At 69.0% G+C, this 16,860-nt stretch carries 18 protein-coding genes; 7 read left to right on the forward strand and 11 right to left on the reverse strand.

Going from position 1 to position 16,860, the window contains the following annotated elements:
- Positions 1-23: 23 nt before the first annotated feature.
- Genes KXD96_RS10090 through KXD96_RS10100 form a run of 3 tightly spaced genes read right to left on the reverse strand, consistent with a single transcriptional unit; the run spans position 24 to position 3,100 of the window.
- Positions 24-992 (reverse strand): aldo/keto reductase, encoded by a 969-nt coding sequence (locus KXD96_RS10090; RefSeq protein WP_260744434.1) that lies wholly within the window; start codon positions 990-992, stop codon positions 24-26.
- A 9-nt stretch (positions 993-1,001) separates the two neighbouring features.
- Positions 1,002-2,003: a sensor domain-containing protein gene (locus KXD96_RS10095; protein ID WP_260744435.1), complete on the reverse strand. Its 1,002-nt coding sequence runs from the start codon at positions 2,001-2,003 to the stop codon at positions 1,002-1,004.
- A gap of 59 nt (positions 2,004-2,062) precedes the next feature.
- Positions 2,063-3,100, reverse strand: coding sequence for a hypothetical protein (locus tag KXD96_RS10100; RefSeq protein ID WP_260744436.1), 1,038 nt, complete (start codon positions 3,098-3,100; stop codon positions 2,063-2,065).
- Positions 3,101-3,239: 139 nt separating this feature from the next.
- Here KXD96_RS10100 and KXD96_RS10105 point away from each other — a divergent pair, with 139 nt between their 5' ends.
- Positions 3,240-3,800, forward strand: coding sequence for a hemerythrin domain-containing protein (locus KXD96_RS10105; protein WP_260744437.1), 561 nt, complete (start codon positions 3,240-3,242; stop codon positions 3,798-3,800).
- A 70-nt stretch (positions 3,801-3,870) separates the two neighbouring features.
- Positions 3,871-4,530, forward strand: a complete 660-nt coding sequence (locus KXD96_RS10110) for a UdgX family uracil-DNA binding protein (protein ID WP_260744438.1) — start codon at positions 3,871-3,873, stop codon at positions 4,528-4,530.
- Between the two features lie 10 nt (positions 4,531-4,540).
- Here KXD96_RS10110 and KXD96_RS10115 read toward each other — a convergent pair whose 3' ends face one another.
- The 5 genes from KXD96_RS10115 to KXD96_RS10135 form a co-directional block, all read right to left on the reverse strand.
- Positions 4,541-6,334: a thiamine pyrophosphate-requiring protein gene (locus tag KXD96_RS10115; RefSeq protein ID WP_260744439.1), complete on the reverse strand. Its 1,794-nt coding sequence runs from the start codon at positions 6,332-6,334 to the stop codon at positions 4,541-4,543.
- A 247-nt stretch (positions 6,335-6,581) separates the two neighbouring features.
- Complete coding sequence (locus KXD96_RS10120) at positions 6,582-7,637, reverse strand: DNA topoisomerase IB (protein WP_260744440.1); 1,056 nt, start codon at positions 7,635-7,637, stop codon at positions 6,582-6,584.
- Between the two features lie 111 nt (positions 7,638-7,748).
- Entirely contained in the window at positions 7,749-8,147 is a 399-nt protein-coding gene (locus KXD96_RS10125) for a heme-binding protein (protein ID WP_260744441.1), read from the reverse strand.
- 281 nt (positions 8,148-8,428) lie between these two features.
- The gene (locus tag KXD96_RS10130) at positions 8,429-8,707 is read right to left on the reverse strand and encodes an STAS domain-containing protein (protein WP_260744442.1); all 279 of its coding nucleotides are present in this window, start codon (positions 8,705-8,707) and stop codon (positions 8,429-8,431) included.
- Between the two features lie 109 nt (positions 8,708-8,816).
- Positions 8,817-9,641 carry an SDR family oxidoreductase gene (locus tag KXD96_RS10135; RefSeq protein WP_260744443.1) on the reverse strand — a complete coding sequence of 275 codons (825 nt, stop codon included), beginning with the start codon at positions 9,639-9,641 and terminating at the stop codon, positions 8,817-8,819.
- Between the two features lie 165 nt (positions 9,642-9,806).
- Here KXD96_RS10135 and KXD96_RS10140 point away from each other — a divergent pair, with 165 nt between their 5' ends.
- Positions 9,807-10,043, forward strand: a complete 237-nt coding sequence (locus KXD96_RS10140) for a CsbD family protein (RefSeq protein WP_260744444.1) — start codon at positions 9,807-9,809, stop codon at positions 10,041-10,043.
- Between the two features lie 95 nt (positions 10,044-10,138).
- On the opposite strand, the gene KXD96_RS10145 is transcribed toward KXD96_RS10140, so the two are convergent.
- Positions 10,139-10,903: an endonuclease/exonuclease/phosphatase family protein gene (locus KXD96_RS10145; protein ID WP_260744445.1), complete on the reverse strand. Its 765-nt coding sequence runs from the start codon at positions 10,901-10,903 to the stop codon at positions 10,139-10,141.
- Positions 10,904-11,012: 109 nt separating this feature from the next.
- Positions 11,013-11,954 (reverse strand): acyl-CoA dehydrogenase family protein, encoded by a 942-nt coding sequence (locus KXD96_RS10150; RefSeq protein WP_260744446.1) that lies wholly within the window; start codon positions 11,952-11,954, stop codon positions 11,013-11,015.
- A gap of 236 nt (positions 11,955-12,190) precedes the next feature.
- Here KXD96_RS10150 and KXD96_RS10155 point away from each other — a divergent pair, with 236 nt between their 5' ends.
- On the forward strand, positions 12,191-12,769 hold the full coding sequence (locus KXD96_RS10155; RefSeq protein ID WP_260744447.1) for a nucleotidyltransferase family protein: 579 nt from the start codon (positions 12,191-12,193) through the stop codon (positions 12,767-12,769).
- On the opposite strand, the gene KXD96_RS10160 is transcribed toward KXD96_RS10155, so the two are convergent.
- Entirely contained in the window at positions 12,763-13,020 is a 258-nt protein-coding gene (locus KXD96_RS10160; protein WP_260744448.1) for a Rho termination factor, read from the reverse strand. The genes KXD96_RS10155 and KXD96_RS10160 overlap by 7 nt on opposite strands.
- Positions 13,021-13,156: 136 nt before the next feature.
- On the opposite strand from KXD96_RS10160, the gene KXD96_RS10165 reads away from it, so the two are divergent.
- From KXD96_RS10165 to KXD96_RS10175, 3 genes are read left to right on the forward strand one after another with little or no spacing between them, the layout of a single operon-like run.
- A complete protein-coding gene (locus KXD96_RS10165; RefSeq protein ID WP_260744449.1) occupies positions 13,157-14,173 on the forward strand; it encodes a chemotaxis protein CheB in 1,017 nt (338 codons plus the stop codon).
- Complete coding sequence (locus KXD96_RS10170; protein ID WP_260744450.1) at positions 14,166-14,924, forward strand: STAS domain-containing protein; 759 nt, start codon at positions 14,166-14,168, stop codon at positions 14,922-14,924. Before KXD96_RS10165 ends, KXD96_RS10170 begins: the two co-directional genes overlap by 8 nt.
- A gap of 55 nt (positions 14,925-14,979) precedes the next feature.
- Positions 14,980-16,821 (forward strand): CheR family methyltransferase, encoded by a 1,842-nt coding sequence (locus KXD96_RS10175; protein WP_260744451.1) that lies wholly within the window; start codon positions 14,980-14,982, stop codon positions 16,819-16,821.
- Positions 16,822-16,860: the final 39 nt, after the last annotated feature.

Here is a 16,860-nt window from a genome sequence, read left to right on the forward strand (position 1 = left end):
CGAAGCGGGTCGCCGCCGTCGCCCTAGCGGCCCAGCTTCTCGCGGATCAGGTCGGTCAGGAAACGCCCGGCCGAGGCCGGCCGGAAGGCGCGGGCCGCCCCGGTCAGCGCCTCGCGGGCGTCCGGGGGCAGGTCGATGTCGGCGGCCGCGACGTTGAACTCGAGCTGCTCGACGCTGGACGCGCCGGGGATGGCGACGACGCCCGGATAGCTAATCAGCCAGGCCAGCGCCACCTGCGCCGGCTTAGCGCCTACGGTGGTCGCGACGTCGCGCAGCGTCTGCAACAGGGGCTCGGCGCGGCGCAGGTTCTCGGTGCCGAACAGCGAGTTCAGCGCGCGAACGCCGCCGGGACGGTTGTCCAGGCCGTATTTGCCACCCAGCAGCCCCTGCTCGAGCGGGCTGTAGGCGATCACGACGCGGTTCTCCCGCTCGGCGAAGGGCACCAGGTCCTCCAGGGCGCCGGCGTGCGCCAGCGAGAAGTGCACCTGATTGCTGACGACCGGCCGCCCGAGCGCGGCGTCGGCCTTGCGCCACCGCTCGAGCGAGTAGTTGGAGACGCCGACCGCGCCGATCTTGCCGCTGTCGAGTAGGTCGCGCATGCCGCGCATGATCACCGTGTCCGGAACCAGCGGGTTGGACTGGTGGATTTGGTAGAGCGGGATGCGGTCCAGGCCCAGCCGCCGCGCGCTGGCGCGCTCCCGCTGCTTGATCACGGCAGGGAAGGGCGCGACCGGCATGATCTTGCTGGCCACGGCGACGTCGGCGCGCTCGTCGCCGAGCGCCTCGCCGAGAATCCGCTCGCTCCTTCCGAATCCGTACACCTCGGCGGTGTCGAACAGCGTGACCCCCAGGGCGCGGGCGCGGCGCACGATGTCGCGCGCGGCGCCGGAGGCGTAGCCCTCGCCGTAGCCCCACTCGCGCGAACCGAACTGCCAGGTGCCCAGGCCGATCCGGCTTACCCGTCCCACCCCGTCGACGTCGAGATACTTCATGGGCACACCCTAGCCAGGGAGCTTGCCCAGCACGTAGCCGGCGATGCCCAGCCCGGCCGACCGCGGTTGGCCGCCGTCCGTCGTGCCGCTGCAGGAGACCATCAGGTCGACGATGACGTTGGCCTTGGCCGCGATCACCCGGGCCGAGCGGATCTGCAGCCCCCTGGGCGTGAGGTCCAGCGTGGTGATGCCGTTGCCGGCGTCGGCGGGTTCGCCGACCGAAAATCGGAGCGAATCCCCGTTGGGCTTCGTCAGGGTCACGGTCGAGCCGCCGCAGTCGCGCCATCCCGACAACAACTCCGCCAGCTTTGCCTGGGCCGTCGCCGGGTCGCGTAAGGCCACGACCCCCTGGATCACCTGGGTGGACTTGAGGAAGCTGCGCGAGTCGTGGAACTCCGCCGCGTAGTACCCGGCGATGCCGTCACCGGTGTAGGCGTCCGGCGTGTCAGGGGCGACGCTGTTCCAGCATTCCGGCCGGTCGATGGCGCCCTCCGCGGTGGAGCGGCCCGGATGGTCCCACGTCTGGCCTGCCTCGATGTTTTGGTCGGACGTGATGTTCTTCAGGGCGTCGGCGCCCGGCAGCAGCGCCGCCAGGGCGTCCGGCGCGACCGGCCCCGGGCGCGCCGGCGGCGCCGCGGCCGTGCTGGGGGCGGGCGCGGCGGTCTGCGTGGATGGGCCGGCGCCCAGGGTGGCCCACGCCACCAGGGCGGCCACGCCGACGGCGATGAACGCATACGACAGCGCCAGCCCCGCCCGGGCGCGGTCCCGGCCGAGCTCGCCGGTGCGACGGATCTGCGCCAGCCCGGCGTGCCCCAGGATCGCCCCGACGGGCGCGAACACGAATGCGAATACCAGCGACAGCGTCGCGAGCACGTTGACGGGCCGTCGGTAGGGCGGTTCGGCCGGCGGAGCGAAGACCGGCGGTTCCACCGGGGGCGGGGCGGGCGGGACCCGGCCGAGTGGGTCGTAGGTGTAGGGGTTCTGCCAATACGGGTCCTGCGGGTCGGTCACGCCAGCACCTCCTCACCGGCCGAACCTGCCCGCAATGTAGCCGACGACCCGGTGGCGCGTCACAGGCGCGGCTTGGCCACGCTGACCACGTAGGGCGCGTCGGCCAAGGTCAGGTACACCCGGTGCGGCCCGACCGCCATGCCCGACAAGGGCGCCGACTGGATCGCCGGCGGCAATCCCGCCCGGTAGCCGATGACGCGGATCACCGGGATCGTCCCCGCCGGGAAGCCGGTGAAGCTCGCCGTCTCGAGCACCACCACCTCCCGGTCGGTGGCGGCGTAGATCCTGGTGTCGTCGGTGCCCAGTTCGCGGATCGGCGACGGCAACCGCGTGCTGGCCAGCACCGTCAAGCCGTCACCGCCGCGCCGCGAGTCCACGGCGTACAGGGTGGCGTCGTCGTGGCCGGCCACATAGCTTCGTGTCACCGCCGCGCCGTCACCCGCCGAGACCGCGACGTTCATGCGCAGCGATCCGCGCTGTTCGGCCGGGGACGAAGTCCCTTGGTAATGGCGGATTCCGGACGGCGCGTAGGCATGGTATTCGATCTGGCGGCCGCGGTTGGCGCCGTCGATGCTGTCCGCGGGATCGCCGGTGATCGGGGCGGTGGCGAGCTTCCGCAAACCGTACTGATCCACCGGCGTCACCGACTTGCCGTCCGCCGACAGGGCGAGCAGCGTCCGCCGGCCGGCGTCTTCGGACAGATACGCCGGGGCGGGTCCGGCGTCGAAATCGCCCACCTCGCGCAGGCTTTGCAGGTCGACCTCGGCGACCCTCCCGCGCTCGGGCTGCGGCACGAAGACGATCCGGTCGTCCTTCTGGCTGATCTGCAGGTTGCGTCCGACCGACATGGGCGCCGACAGCCGCGTCGTGGCGTCGCCCGGGCGGTCGCCGGCTCTAACCGCGGCCAGCCGGCGATCGCCGGTGAGCGCGACGAGGGCGTGCGTCCGATACGACCACACCGGATCGCGCAAGGACGCGGCGACCGACCACACCACGACGTCTGGCGCGGTTTCCAGCGACGCTCCCGGCGCCGCACACCCGGCCGTCACGACGAGCGCGCCGAGGAGCGCCGCGCGGCTGCGGATACCGTTGGCCACAAGCGTTCTCCCTTGTTCGCGCCTGGTGGGGAACTACCCACTCGTGGACGGCCGTACCCGTTTGGTGGCGGATTTCGTCGGGTAGCCGACGGGGAGCGCGCAACAGCCCGCGCGCGAAACCAGAGATCGGAAGGACATCATGGCTGAAAGCGCCATCGAGTCGCCCACCGATGTGGTCGACTTTCTCGTCAGTCAGCACCAGCAGATCAAGTCGTTGTTCGCCGAGGCGCTGGCGGCGTCCGGGAAGGACCGCGAGAAAGCCTTCGTCGAGCTCCGGCGACTGCTGGCCGTCCACGAGACGGCCGAAGAGGAGATCGTGCACCCGCGGGCCAAGCGGAAGCTTGCCGACGGCGCCGCGGTGGTCGAGGAGCGACTGCACGAAGAGCACGAGGCCAAGACCGTCCTGCAGAAGCTGGAGAAGCTCGACGTGGACAGCGCGGAGTTCACCCGCCTGTTGACCGAACTCCGCGACGCGGTCGTCGAGCACGCCGAGCACGAGGAGCGCGACGAGTTCTCCAAGCTGGGCCAGGAATTGAGCGGCGATGAGCTCGAACGGATGGGTCGCGCCGCCAAACTCGCCGAGGCGATCGCGCCGACCCGACCGCACGCCGGCGTCGAGTCGCAGGCGGCCAACCTGGCGGCCGGACCGTTCGCGGCGATGCTGGACCGGGCCCGCGACGCCATCGTCGGCAAGGGCTAACACCAACGGGGTGCCCCCACTCGAGGGGGAGAGGGGGCACCCCGGCCGGCCGCGCAGGTAAGGGAACGCGATGACCGCAACCAGGGCACCCGGTGCCACCCGTTACCTGCCGCAGGAGCGGGGGCTGGATTCGCTTCGAGCCGCGGCCGAATGTTGCCGCGGCTGCCCGCTTTTCGCCGACGCCACCCAAACCGTCTTCGGTCGCGGCGATCCGGGCGCGCCGATCATGCTGGTCGGTGAGCAACCGGGGGACCAGGAGGACCGCGCCGGTGAGCCGTTCGTCGGGCCGGCCGGGCGACTGCTTACCCGGGCCCTCGAAGAGGCCGGCATCGACCCGGCGTCAACGTATGTGACGAACGCGGTCAAGCACTTCAAGTTCAGCCGCAAGAGCGGCAAGCGACGCATCCACGAAAAGCCCGGCCGTACGGAGGTGGTCGCCTGCCGTCCCTGGCTGGTCGCCGAGATCGAGGCGGTCCGCCCGCACGTCATCGTGTGTCTCGGTGCGACCGCCGCGCAATCCCTTCTGGGAGCGGCGTTTCGGGTATCGGCCCAGCGTGGCGAACAAGTGCGGCTGCCGCCGTCCCTCGTCGACGTGGAGCCCGAGCCCATCGTGGTGGCCACGGTGCACCCGTCGGCGGTGTTGCGCGACCGCAGCGCCGGCCGTCACGAGGCCTACCGGATTTTCGTCGACGACCTGCGCGGTGTTCGCCGAGTCGCCGCCGAGCGCTGACCGGTCTCGGTCATCCCTTCTTGTGCGGCATGAACTCCTGCGCCTTGGTTTTGATGCCGACCTTGATGAAGCCGGCGCGGTCCTCGTCGCCCGAGAGGACCGCGGCGGTGGACGCCTTGAACTGATCCCAGGTGGCGTGCGGCGGGATGGGCGGCATGTCGGGGTCGGTGAAGACGTCGAGCACGGTGGGTCGGTCGGCCGACAGCGCGTTGCGCCACGCCCCATCGAGTTGGTCGGGGTCCTTGATGGCCATCGCGTTCAGGCCCAGGCTGGCCGCGAACGCGGCGAAGTCGACATCGGGAAGTGCCTGCGACTCATGGAATTTCGGCGCGCCCGCCATGGCGCGCATTTCCCAGGTGACCTGGTTGAGGTCGTCGTTGTGCAGGATCGCGACGATCAACCGGGGGTCTTCCCACTCCTGCCAGTACCGCTTGATCGTGATGAGTTCGGCCATGCCGTTCATCTGCATCGCGCCGTCACCGACAAACGCGATGACGGGCCGGCGCGGGTTGCCGAATTTGGCGCCGATCGCGTACGGCACACCGGGCCCCATCGTGGCGAGCGTGCCGGACAGCGAACCCCGCATGCTGCCGCGGAAGCGCAGGTTGCGGGCGTACCAGTTGGCCGCCGACCCGGAGTCGGCCGTCACGATGGCGTCGTCCGGCAATTGCGGGGAGAGTTCGGAGTACAGCCGCATCGGGTTGATGGGATCGGCGCTGACGTTTGCTTCCATGTCCATGGTCTCCCACCAGCGGGCCACGTTCTTCTCGATGGTCTCCCGCCACGACCGGTCCTCCTTGCGGCGCAGGTGCGGAATCAGGGCCCGCAGCGCGGTCTTCGCGTCGGCGACCAGGTTGACCTCGTACGGGTAGCGCATCCCGATGAGCCGGCCGTCCACATCGATCTGCACCGCGCGGGCCTGCCCGAATTCGGGCAGGAACTGCGTGTACGGGAAGCTGGACCCGACCGTGAGCAGCGTGTCGCAGTCCCGCATCAGCTCGTAGCTCGGCCGCGTCCCGAGCAGGCCGATAGAGCCGGTGACCCAAGGCAATTCGTCGGAGAGGACGTCCTTGCCCAACAGTGCCTTGGCCGCGCCGGCGCCCAACAGGTCGGCGACCTCGGCCAGCTCCGCGTGGGCCCCACGGGCGCCGGTGCCCACCAGCATGGCGACCTTCTTGCCCGCGTTGAGGACCTCGGCGGCGCGCGCGATGGCCGCGTCGTCGGGCGCGATCTCAGGGTACTCGATGCCCAGGCTGGAGGGCACCATCTTGAAGGCGTGCTCGGGCGGCGAGTAGGGCAGCTCCTGCACGTCGCTGGGGATGATCAACGCCGTCGGTGCCCGCTGGGTCATCGCGATGCGGATCGCGCGGTCCAGCACGTTCGGCAATTGCTCAGGGACGGTGACCATTTGGACGTAGTCGCTGGCGACGTCCTTGAACAGGTTCAGCAGGTCGACTTCCTGCTGGTAGTTGCCGCCCATGGCGGTGCGGTTGGTCTGCCCGACGATGGCCACCACCGGAACGTGGTCCAGTTTGGCGTCATAGAGGCCGTTGAGCAGATGGATCGCCCCCGGCCCCGACGTGGCCGCGCAGACCCCGACCCGGCCGGTGAATTTCGCGTAGCCGACCGCCTCGAAGGCGCTCATCTCCTCGTGGCGCGACTGAATGAATTTCGGCTTGTTGTCGGCGCGGCCCCACGCGGCGAGCAGCCCGTTGATGCCGTCACCGGGGTAGGCGAACACGTGCTCGACACCCCATGCCCGCAATCGCTCCAGTAGGTAGTCGGAGACCTCTTGCTTGGCCATTGATGTTCCTCTCTCGAAAGACGGTTTGCGACGGTGTTCGCTAAGTACGCCGGCCGGCGCAGGAGCCACGGTGAGGCGTGGTTTGCTGCGATGGCCCGCGGCCGTCTGTTTCGACCGCAACTTGGCGCGCAGGGGCCGCCAGGGCACTTCCCACAAGTCGTGGCATACCCGCGATCGCCGCTGTTATTCGCCGATTTTTGCGGGACGGCCGCGGTTTGTCCGAGGGATTTTCGCTCCGCGTCGGCGGTCAGGCGCTCTTGGGCAGCGCAGCTGGCCCGGACACGCTGTAGCCTTTCGTCACCCGACGGATCAGCATGCGGGTGGCCTTGTCCAAGATTTCCTGCGCCACGTCGGGGTGGCGGGCGCGTTCCGCGCGCCGCGTCGCCGCGGCGATCGTCAGCCCCTGTTCGTACCCGGTGACGACGCGGGGATCGACGTAGGAGCCGCGGGCCACCGCCGGGGTGTTGCCCAGCTCGCCGGCGACCTCCTTCATCACGGCGGACTCGACGCGCTTGGCCACCCGCTGCGAGACCGGCGGATCGGCGTCGGCGAACGCCGTGGCCGCCAGCACCGTCCCGTGCCAGGTACGCAGATCCTTGACGGTGTATTCGTCCCCGACCAACTCCTTGAATCGGGCGTTGAGGTCGTCGGACCGCACGTCGATCCAGCCGGACGCGGTGCGGCACACCAGCAGTCGTTCGGTGCGGTTGGGCCGGCGCATCAGCGCGCGCACCGCCCGGACCACTTCGGGGTCCTCGATTTCCACCGTGCGCCGCACGCCGCTCTTGGCGGGGAAGTCGAACGCGACCGCGTCGCTGCGGACCTGCACGTGTTCACACAGCAGGGTGGCCAGCCCGTAGGACTCGTTCTCCTCCGCATACTGCTCGCTGCCGGCGCGGAAGTAGCCGCGATCCAGCAGCCGCAACGCCACTGCGAGGACCCGCTTTCGCGTTAAACCGCTGCGCGCCAGGTCTTTAGCGATGACGGCCCGCCACTGTGGTAACCGGGTGGACAGTTCCAGGACGCGGTCGAATTTCTCCTCGGCGCGCTCCTGCTGCCATGCGGCGTGGTAGAGGTACTGGCGGCGGCCGGCGGCGTCGACGCCGACGGCCTGAATGTGCCCGTTGGGGTGCGGCGAGATCCACACGTTCTTCCAGGCGGGCGGGATGACGAGATCCTTGATCCGCTGCAGGGTTTCGGGGTCGGAGAGCGGTTCGCCGTCGGGCCGGTAATACGCGAAGCCCTTACCCCGGCGCTTGCGCGCGATCCCCGGCTTGCTCAGCACACTGCGACGCAGCCGCATCTTTCCCTCCAGTCACATTCGCTGACTGGACAATTACCCGCCGTCAGAGCCGTTCACACGTAAGGGAAACGACCCGCCACAGCGTCGTGGCGGGTCGCTTCCGTGCCGGGATCAACCGGCCATGAACTCCTGGTAGGCCGATTCCAGAACCGGCGGCAGGGCCTTGACGTTGCATTGCCGCTCGGTGTCGCCGATCGGTGCCAGGATGCCGCGCAGGTCGTAGTACTCCTGGGGGTGTGCCGTGAAGTAGCCCCGCAGGTTCGCCTCGGCCTCCGGCCGCGGCTGGCCATAGGCGGCCGTGACCACCTGGTTGGCGCCCGGGTGTGCCGCCAGGTACTGCTCCGCCGAGCCTCGCACGGACGAAACGGTGGCGTTCACGCCGCCGGGGCTGCAGTCGGGCGCTGCGGCCGCGGACGGCGCGCCGATAACACCCATGGTGATTCCGCCAAGCAGGCAGCCGGCACTGATGGCGGCCAGACGCCGACGCGCGACAATACTGCCGAATTTCATGTTCATTGTGTCCTTCGAAATTGCGAATTGGTTCTTCGACTGAGGTTCCCGATCCTCGAAAACCAAAGTAGCGGAACTAAAAAGTAGCTGTGTTCGCCCGCGATGCGTGCGAAGGCCGCGAACCCACCGATACGGCCACGGAACGCGACCGTTCACTAAGCGAACGATCAAATCCGTTCTTTGATGTTGAGAATTCTTACGGAGAACAAGGTGATTCTTAAGGAATTCTGATCAAGATCGTGACGGAATCGTGACCTGAAGCCGGTGCCACCGCGGGACTTTCACCGCCCGCGAATGGAGCCTTGGATCAGCTGGAGCGCTTCGGTGACCGAATCGGCCAAGGGCAGCCCGGGGCCCGTGACCAAGCGGGTCAGCCGGCGCAGCGCGACACCGCCGACCACGCTGCAGTGCAGTCCGGCGAGCCGGCACTCGTCCTGGACGACCAGCAGCACTCGAAGGCCCGCGCTGCCCAGGTAATTCACGCGGCTCAGGTCCAGGATCGGCGGGGCCCGCAACCGCACGAAACGGCGAATCGCCCGGGCGACCGGCGTTGGACGCATCGATCTCGCCCTTGACGCGGAGCACGGTCGCCAGGCCGTACGCCCACACGTCCAATTGCGCTCCAGCGCAATGGATTTCATAACAATGGAGTCGGCGTTCGGCGGTCGCTCAGACCCGGGAGAAATCCAGGCTGTGCAGCGACGCGAGGGCGCCTTCCCCGCCGTTGCCGCTCGCCGGTGGCAGCGACTGTAGCCAGGTCTCGACGTCGGGACCGACGACCACCGCCCGTTCGGGGGCCAACAGCGCTCCCGCGGCGAGCGCGGGAACCGCGGGCTGCACCGTGCGCATCGGGCGCCTATCACCCTGCCGCGCGAGCACTCTCGTGGCCAGCTCGGGTAGCCGGATGGTGTCCGGGCCGGTGATGCTGCGCGGCGCAGGGCTCTGTCCCAGGGCCGTCTCGACGAGTACGTCGGCGACGGTATCCGCGGCGATGGGCTGAATCAGCCAGTCCTCGACGATCACCTCGTCCCCGTGACAAGTCACCGGCCCCGAGGGGCCGGTGGCGGATTCATACCACGGTGTCGACTTGACGACCGTGGTCGGGACCGGGCCGTCGAGCAGGATCTCCTTCGCCGCCCGTTTGCCCTCGACGTAGGCAAGCCCGTCGAACACCGGATCGTCGATGCCCGCCATCATCGACACCACCAGGCGCTGGACTCCCTGCGCGGAGCAGACCCCCATCACGTTGCGGGAGGCGGTGGCCAACGCCTGCGTGACGCTGGGTTGACCGTCGTCCGGCACGGGGTTGGAAACGTCGATCGCGACGTCGACTCCCTTGAGCGCCCGGTACAGGCTTTCGCCGTCGAGCAGGTCGACGCCGTGCGCGCGGGACACCTCGACGACCGCGACGTCACGCGCCCTGAGCCTGGCGACGACGCGAGATCCGGCTGTGCCCGTCGCGCCGATCACGGCGATGGTGGTCAGCTGCCTCACCCCCTTCGTCGGTCGCTGAACTACCCGGTGAATCGCGATTCAAACGGGCCGATCCGGTGACAATCCCCTTCCCGTGATCGCACGCACACCGCGGAAGCGTTTGACGGGTCTGCCCGCGGGAACGCCGTAGGGACGAGTTGCACATAACCAAAGGGAGGTCTTTCCATGGGGGATGACAAGAGCGGACCGCAGGAAGCCGTCACGGGCGCCGTCGAGGGCGTGAAGGGCAAGATCAAGGAGGTCGGCGGGGCCGTCATCGGTCGCAACGACCTGGTCGAGGAGGGTCAGGCCCAGCAGGACAAGGCCGACGCTCAGCGCGACGCGGGCAAGAAAGAGGCCGAAGCCGAGTCCGCGCGGGCCGGCGCCGAGGCCGCCGAACAGCGCCAGAAGGAAAACCAGTAAGTCGTAGGTGAAGGGGTCCGGTCCCGCCGTGGGGCCGGACCCCTTTTACGTCGGCGCTGCCGGCTTGGTTTCAAACAGCCCGGCCGGGGCCTGATTCACGCGCGTTCGAGGTCGACGACCAGCGGGCGATGGTCGGAGATTCCCATCCGTTCGGCCTTGGCGGCACCGCCGCGCAGGCGGCGATCGTCGGTCAAGATGTGATCCAGTTGGCGGTCCGGCGCGTCCGCCGGAAACGTCTGGGCGGCGGCCAGCGCCCGCATGCCCGACCAGCGACGCACGGTCTTGGGCGTCATGTTGAGGTCCCCGGTCAGCAGCCGCGGGCCCGGGAAGCCGCGCAGGTCGCGCACGAGTCGGCGTAGCTGGCGCCGATTCCAGCCGGGTACGAAGGACAGGTGCGTGTTGGCCACCGTCAGCCCGCCCATCGGGGTGTGCAGCTGCGCGATGACCGCCGCCCGTGGCTCTTCGTCGACGACCATCATCCGGTCGGGGCCCGGCAGGTACATGGGAAAGCGCATGGGAATGCGGGGCAGCCGTACCACCTGCCAGCTGGCCACCGGGTAGCGCGACAGCAAGGCGATGCCGTAGGCGGCGGTCCCGGGTTGCTCGTGGCCCGTGGCGGCCATCCACGTCGCCCCGGGGGTGCCGGAGATCGCGGCCACGAACCGGTGCTCCACCGCTCCCATCGCTTCGGCCGCCACCGCGGTGAGGTCGGCGCGATCGGACCGCGGCTGATCACAGTCGACCTCCTGCAAACTCAGCACGTCGGGGTCGAGGCGGCGCACGCAGTCCCGCAGCCGCTGAAGCTGGACCCCGTCGCCGACGGTGCGGCCATGCAGGATGTTGAAGGTCGCCACGCGCATAGGGTTCCTCCTACCCGCTTTCCCGCTCGCGCAGTCATGGGCGCGCCGTCGGGGGCGGCCGCGGGTCACCAGATCCCACAGCGAGAAGGCGCAGCGGGAGACGGGGTCCTCAGCGCTGGCGGCCCGCGAGGCGGCCGAGCTCGGCGAGATCGCGCTCGGCGTGGCTTTGCCGGATGTAGATGCTCAGGTCGGCGACGCGCTGGGCGTGCCGCCCATCCTGGCAGAGCGGGCCCGGTCCCAGCGCGCGACCGGTGCGCGTGATGGCTTCGTCCACCGCGTGTTCCACCACCGTGCGGACGCGGCGGGCCAGCAGTTGAGCGGTGCCCGTCCGGTCGAAAGGGTCGGAGTCGACCTGGGTCGCCGCGGCGGCCAGCATCGCGTCGCCGGCGGCCAGGGCGGCGTCCACGGCGCCGAGGTGCGCCAACGAATAGGCATCAGCGGATTCGCTCGCGGCGCAACGGTATAGGGGATCGGCGACCCTGCGCGCGCCGCCGAGCCAGCAGGCGGCCACCCCGATGGCGCCGTGCCAGAACCCGGGCCGGTTCAGGTAGTCGCCGGGATCGCCCACGGCGACGGCGTGGGTGTTGGTGAACTGCACGGGCCGGGTGTCGCTGCCGGCCATCCCGGCGTTCCACCAGGTGCTGGGCAGCGGTTTGACGCCCGCGTCCGTCACCTGCACGGCGAACAGGCCCTGTGTTCCGTCTTCGAGCCGGGCGGTCGCCAGGGCGTGGGTGCAGAACCCGGCGCCCGAGCACCACACCTTCGTGCCCGTCAGGGTGAACGCACCGTCGGTATCGGTGGCGGTGAGCACCGCATCCGGGGATTCGGCGGCCCAAACGCCCCACAGCTGACCTGATTCCGGTGGTTTACCGCCCAATTCGTGAAGTATCGCGACGGCGTCGACGTGGGCCTCGGCGATCCTGGCGGCCACGATGTTCTCCTCGGCCAGCGACGCCAGGCGCTGCCAACGTTCGGCGGTGCGCCCGGAGGCGGGCAGTGGCAGCTCGAGGCGTCCGGAATCCAGCCAGTGCCTGACCAACCCCGCCGTCACGCGCAATCACCCGCCGCCGATCTCCCCGGTTGCCTGAGGCGCTCCGCGAACCCGTGTGCCGCCCGAGCCCGGGTTCGCGTGTCGCGGGCGAGGGCGGCGTCGTCGTAGGCGCGAAGCCAAGCGGTTGACATAGGTGAATATTTGCCCGAACGGCAGCAAGTTAAACGGTCTCAGTAACCCCGTCGCGCGGTTCGCGCAGGTTGCACCGGCCGCCGGCGGGGTATGACGTATGCACCATGGCTCCCGCCGAAACCCACGTCGACGCGCCCGCGTCCAGCCCGCAGCTGCGGGAGGCGTTGCGCGGTGCGGCATCGGCGCTCAAGCAGAACGGCCCTCGTTTCGCGCTGGCCGGCAGCTACGCATTGTGGGCCTACGGCGCGCCCGAACCCACGCATGACGTGGACCTGGTGGTCGCGGAGTCCGACGTCGACCACGCCGTGGCCACGCTGCGCGATGCCGGCTTCGGCGTCGAACGGCCGCCGGAGGATTGGCTGTTCAAGGCGCGCACCGGCGATACGGTCATCGATGTGCTGCACCGCCTCAACGGTGTGCGGGTGGAATCGGCCACCCTGGACTGCGCCGAGCAGCACGACGTGCTGGCCATCAGGATGCCCGTGCTGCCCCCCACGATGGTGTTGATCCAGCAGCTGCGTGCCCTGGGCGAGCACCACTGCGACTTCGCCAAGCTGTTGCCGGCCGCACGCGCCGTCCGCGAACAGCTCGACTGGGAGCGGGTCAGGCAGTGCACCGCCGACAACGACTACGCGGTCGCCTTCCTGGTGTTGGCCGACCGGCTCGGCCTCACGGCTCAGTGATTCCGCAGCTTGGCGACCAGCTTGTCCTTCGTCAGGCTTGAATATCCGGACATGCCAAGCTCTTTCGCGCGCTTCCTCAGTTGCGGCACGGTCCAGTCCTGGTAGGACCCGGACTTGCCGCCCTTGCGCCCGACCGAGGACTTGCCCCGCGCCGCGGCCGCATTGGAGATCCGGGCCGCCTTTTCCTTGGAGTCGCCCTGCTTGCGCAGGTCCCGGTACAACTTCTCGTTCTTGATCGACGAGTTCGGCATGGTTCATCCTCCTGTCCACGGTGAGACACCACAGGATGCCCGCACCAGTCCCGGTGAAAACCCATTTCCACGACGCCGTCGACGGCTATCCGCGACCGGGTGGGTTACCTAGCATTGATGCGGGTAGCCGGGAGGGGTGAGTGCTGCGGCCAGCAACAACGGGGACCTGCGCGGCGTGGTGGCGATCGGCGCCTCCGCGGGGGGAGTGGAAGCGCTGTCGAGGCTGGCGGCGGGGCTGTCGCTTGACCTGCCCTACGCCTACCTGATCACCCTGCACCTTCCCCCCGGCGCGCCGAGTGCCCTGGCCCGCATCGTCGACCGCAGCGGCCCGCTGCCGGCCGCCGCGGCGGAAGACGGCGAGAAGCTGGAACCGGCGCGCGTCTACGTTGCCCGCCCCGATCGCCACCTGCTCGTCGCCGACCACCGGGTGATGCTGTCCCAGGGGCCGACCGAGAACGGACACCGCCCCGCGATCAACGCGTTGTTCCGCTCGGCCGCTGTGGCATTCGGCCCGTTCGCGATCGGTGTCCTGCTCTCGGGGGTGCTCGACGACGGCGTGCTGGGCTTGGCGGCGATCCGCTCACGCGGCGGCGCCACCATCGGCCAATCCCCGGACGACGCGATGTTCCCAGCGCTGCCGATGAACGCGCGCGACGCCGGCGTGCTGGATCGGCAGGCCGCGGCGGCCGACATCGGTGCGGTGCTCGAAGAGCTGTCGAACCGGAAGATCAAGGAACCCGACATGGAACGCGACGCCGCGATGGACCTCGAGAACACAATCGCGATGATGTCGCGGTTCGCGACCGATTTCGACTCCGAACAACTGGGCACGCCGTCGGGGTACACGTGTCCGGACTGCAACGGCTCCCTGGTTTCGATCAGCGAGGGTAACTTTCGCTGCCGGGTGGGTCACGCCTGGACGCCCGACGCGTTGCTCGGCGCGCGGGACGACGAAGTCGAGTACGCGCTGTGGGTCGCGCTGCGCAGCCTGCAGGAGAAGACCCGATTGGCGCGACAATTGGCGGAGAAGGCGGGCCCGGGTTCCCTCCAGCGCCGCTACACCGACCTCGCCGAAGAAACTGAGCGGGCGCTGAAGGTGCTCGGCGACCGGCTGTCGGACAGGGTCCCTGACGGGAGTGATCCCGGTGATTGAGCCGGGACGGGCTGTCCGCGTCGACGCGGAAGCGCAGCGGGACGTACCGATCCTGGTGGCGGACGGGGTGCTGGACAGCTCGACGTATCGAGGCCTGCGCGACATCGTGATCAAAACCGCGCTCGACGAGCCCCGCGCGGTGATCGTCGACGTCGACCGGCTGGCGGTGCCGACGGCCTCGGCCTGGACGGTGTTCACCAGCGCGCGCTGGCACGTCAGCGTATGGCCGGACGTCCCGGTCCTGCTCGTGTGCTCGGACCCGCGCGTGCGCGGTGCCATCGTCGCGGGCGGCGTGGCCCGGTACGTGCCCGTCCACCCGAGCCGTGAGTCGGCGCTGCGCGCCGCCCATAGCCGGTCGATGCAGGTTCGGCGGCGGGCGCGCAGCGCGCTGCCGCGCTCGCGCGGCGGCCTCGGCTTGGCCCGCGCCCTCGTCACCGATTGGCTCACCGAGTGGGACAGCCGTCCGGTGATTCCCGTCGCGGCCACGGTGGCTACCGTCTTCGTCGAAAACGTCCTGGAGCACACCGAAAGCGCGCCGGTCCTGATCATCGAGAGTTTTGGCGACGACGTCACCGTCGCGGTGGAGGACGGCAGCGACCAATTGCCGGGCCGGCACGAGGACGCCGAGCGCGGTGCCGAAAACGTGTCCGGTCTGGCCATCGTTTCCGCGCTGTGCCGAGCGTGGGGCGCCACCCCGACCTCAACGGGAAAGACCGTCTGGGCACTGGTCGGTCGCGAGAATCGGTTCTGACGGCTGCGAGTAATGTTCAAGTCCTTCAGCCACGGTCAACCCTGATGGGACTTGGATGGAAGGCACGAGCGACGAGGCTTTCGAGGCCCTGCTGCGCTACATGCGGGATTCTCGCGGCTTCGACTTCACCGGTTACAAGCGCACGTCGCTGATGCGCCGTGTCCGGCACCGGATGGACCAGGCCGGCTTTAGCTCCTTCGAGGAGTACCTCGACTTCCTGCAGGCCAGCTCGGACGAATTCGCCGCGCTCTTCAACACCATCCTGATCAACGTCACCGCCTTCTTCCGCGATCCGGAGGCCTGGGGGTACGTCGGTTCCGAAGTCATCCCCCGGATGCTGGCGGAGCGCGGTCCGGACGATCCGATCCGCGTGTGGAGCGCGGGATGCGCCTCCGGCGAGGAGGCCTACACGCTGGCCATGCTGCTGGCCGAGGCACTGGGGCCCGGCGCGTTCCGGCAACGGGTCAAGATCTACGCCACCGACATCGACGAGGACGCGCTCACCGAGGCACGGGCCGCACTTTATGACGCCAAGGCCGTCGAGTCGGTGCCGGCCGAGCTGCTGTCCCGCTATTTCGAAAAGGGCAACGGCCGCTACGTGTTCAACAAGGACCTGCGTCGCGCGGTGATCTTCGGCCGCAACGATCTGGTCAAGGATGCGCCGATCTCCCGGGTCGACCTGCTGGTGTGCCGCAACACCCTGATGTACCTCAACGCCGAGACGCAACGGAACGTGTTGGGCCGCCTGCATTTTGCGTTGGCACCGCAGGGCACCCTGTTCCTCGGGCACGCCGAGATGCTGCTCAGCCACGGGGACCGGTTCACCCCGCTCAATCTCAAACACCGAATCTTCCGCAAGGCGCTCGGAAGCCACGCCGGCCTGGAGCGCTACGACCCGGGCGGGGCGTTCTACGAACGCAACGTCGACCTGACGGGCCTGACCACGGTGCGCGACTTGGCATTTCGCGCCAGCCCGGTGGCCCAGATCGTGGTCACCGGCGAGGACACCGTCGCGATGATCAATCAGCAGGCCGAGACACTGTTCGGGCTCTCGGCCCGCGACATCGGTCGGCTGCTGCGCGACCTCGAAGTGTCCTACCGCCCGGTGGAGCTGCGTGCCTACCTGGAGCAGGCCAAGGTGGAGCGGCGCTCGGCGCGGATCCAGGACGTCCAGTGGCAGCGACCGGGCGCCGAGACGGTGTGGTTCGAGATCCACGTCAATCCGCTCGTCGACGCCGAGAATGGCCTGCTCGGTGTGTCGATCGTGTTCTTCGACGTCAGCGCGACGCGGGCCCTGCTGGACAAGGTGGTCCAGACCAACCGCCAGCTGGAAGCGGCGTACGAGGAGCTGCAGTCCACGAACGAGGAACTTGAGACCACCAACGAGGAATTGCAGTCGACCGTGGAGGAACTCGAGACCACCAACGAGGAATTGCAGTCCACCAACGAGGAACTCGAGACGATGAACGAGGAACTGCAGTCCACCAACGACGAGCTGCACACCATCAACGACATGTTGCGGGAACGCAGCCTCGAGCTGGACGAGGCGAAGAACTTCCTGGATTCGCTGATCGATTCCGTCGACATGGGAATGGTCGTGCTGGATCGCGAGATGAAGGTGATCCTGTGGAACCGCGGTTGCGAAGAGCTCTGGGGGCTGCGGTCCGACGAGACGATAGGCAGCAGGCTGACCAGTTTGGACATCGGCCTGCCGCTGGACAGCGTACGACCGTTGATCGGCAACGCGCTCGTGGAGGCGAACAGCTCCGGTGAGACGGAAGTGGACGCGGTCAACCGGCGCGGGCGGCCGACCCGGGTACGCGTCAGGTGCACGTCGTTTCGTTCGGCCGAGGGATCGGCCGGGGGTGCGCTGTTGCTGATGGAGACGGTGGGCTAGCTGTACTGACCACGGACGTTGGTGACGGCGTGGCGTGGT

This window comes from Mycobacterium sp. SMC-2, assembly GCF_025263485.1.
GTDB lineage: Bacteria > Actinomycetota > Actinomycetes > Mycobacteriales > Mycobacteriaceae > Mycobacterium.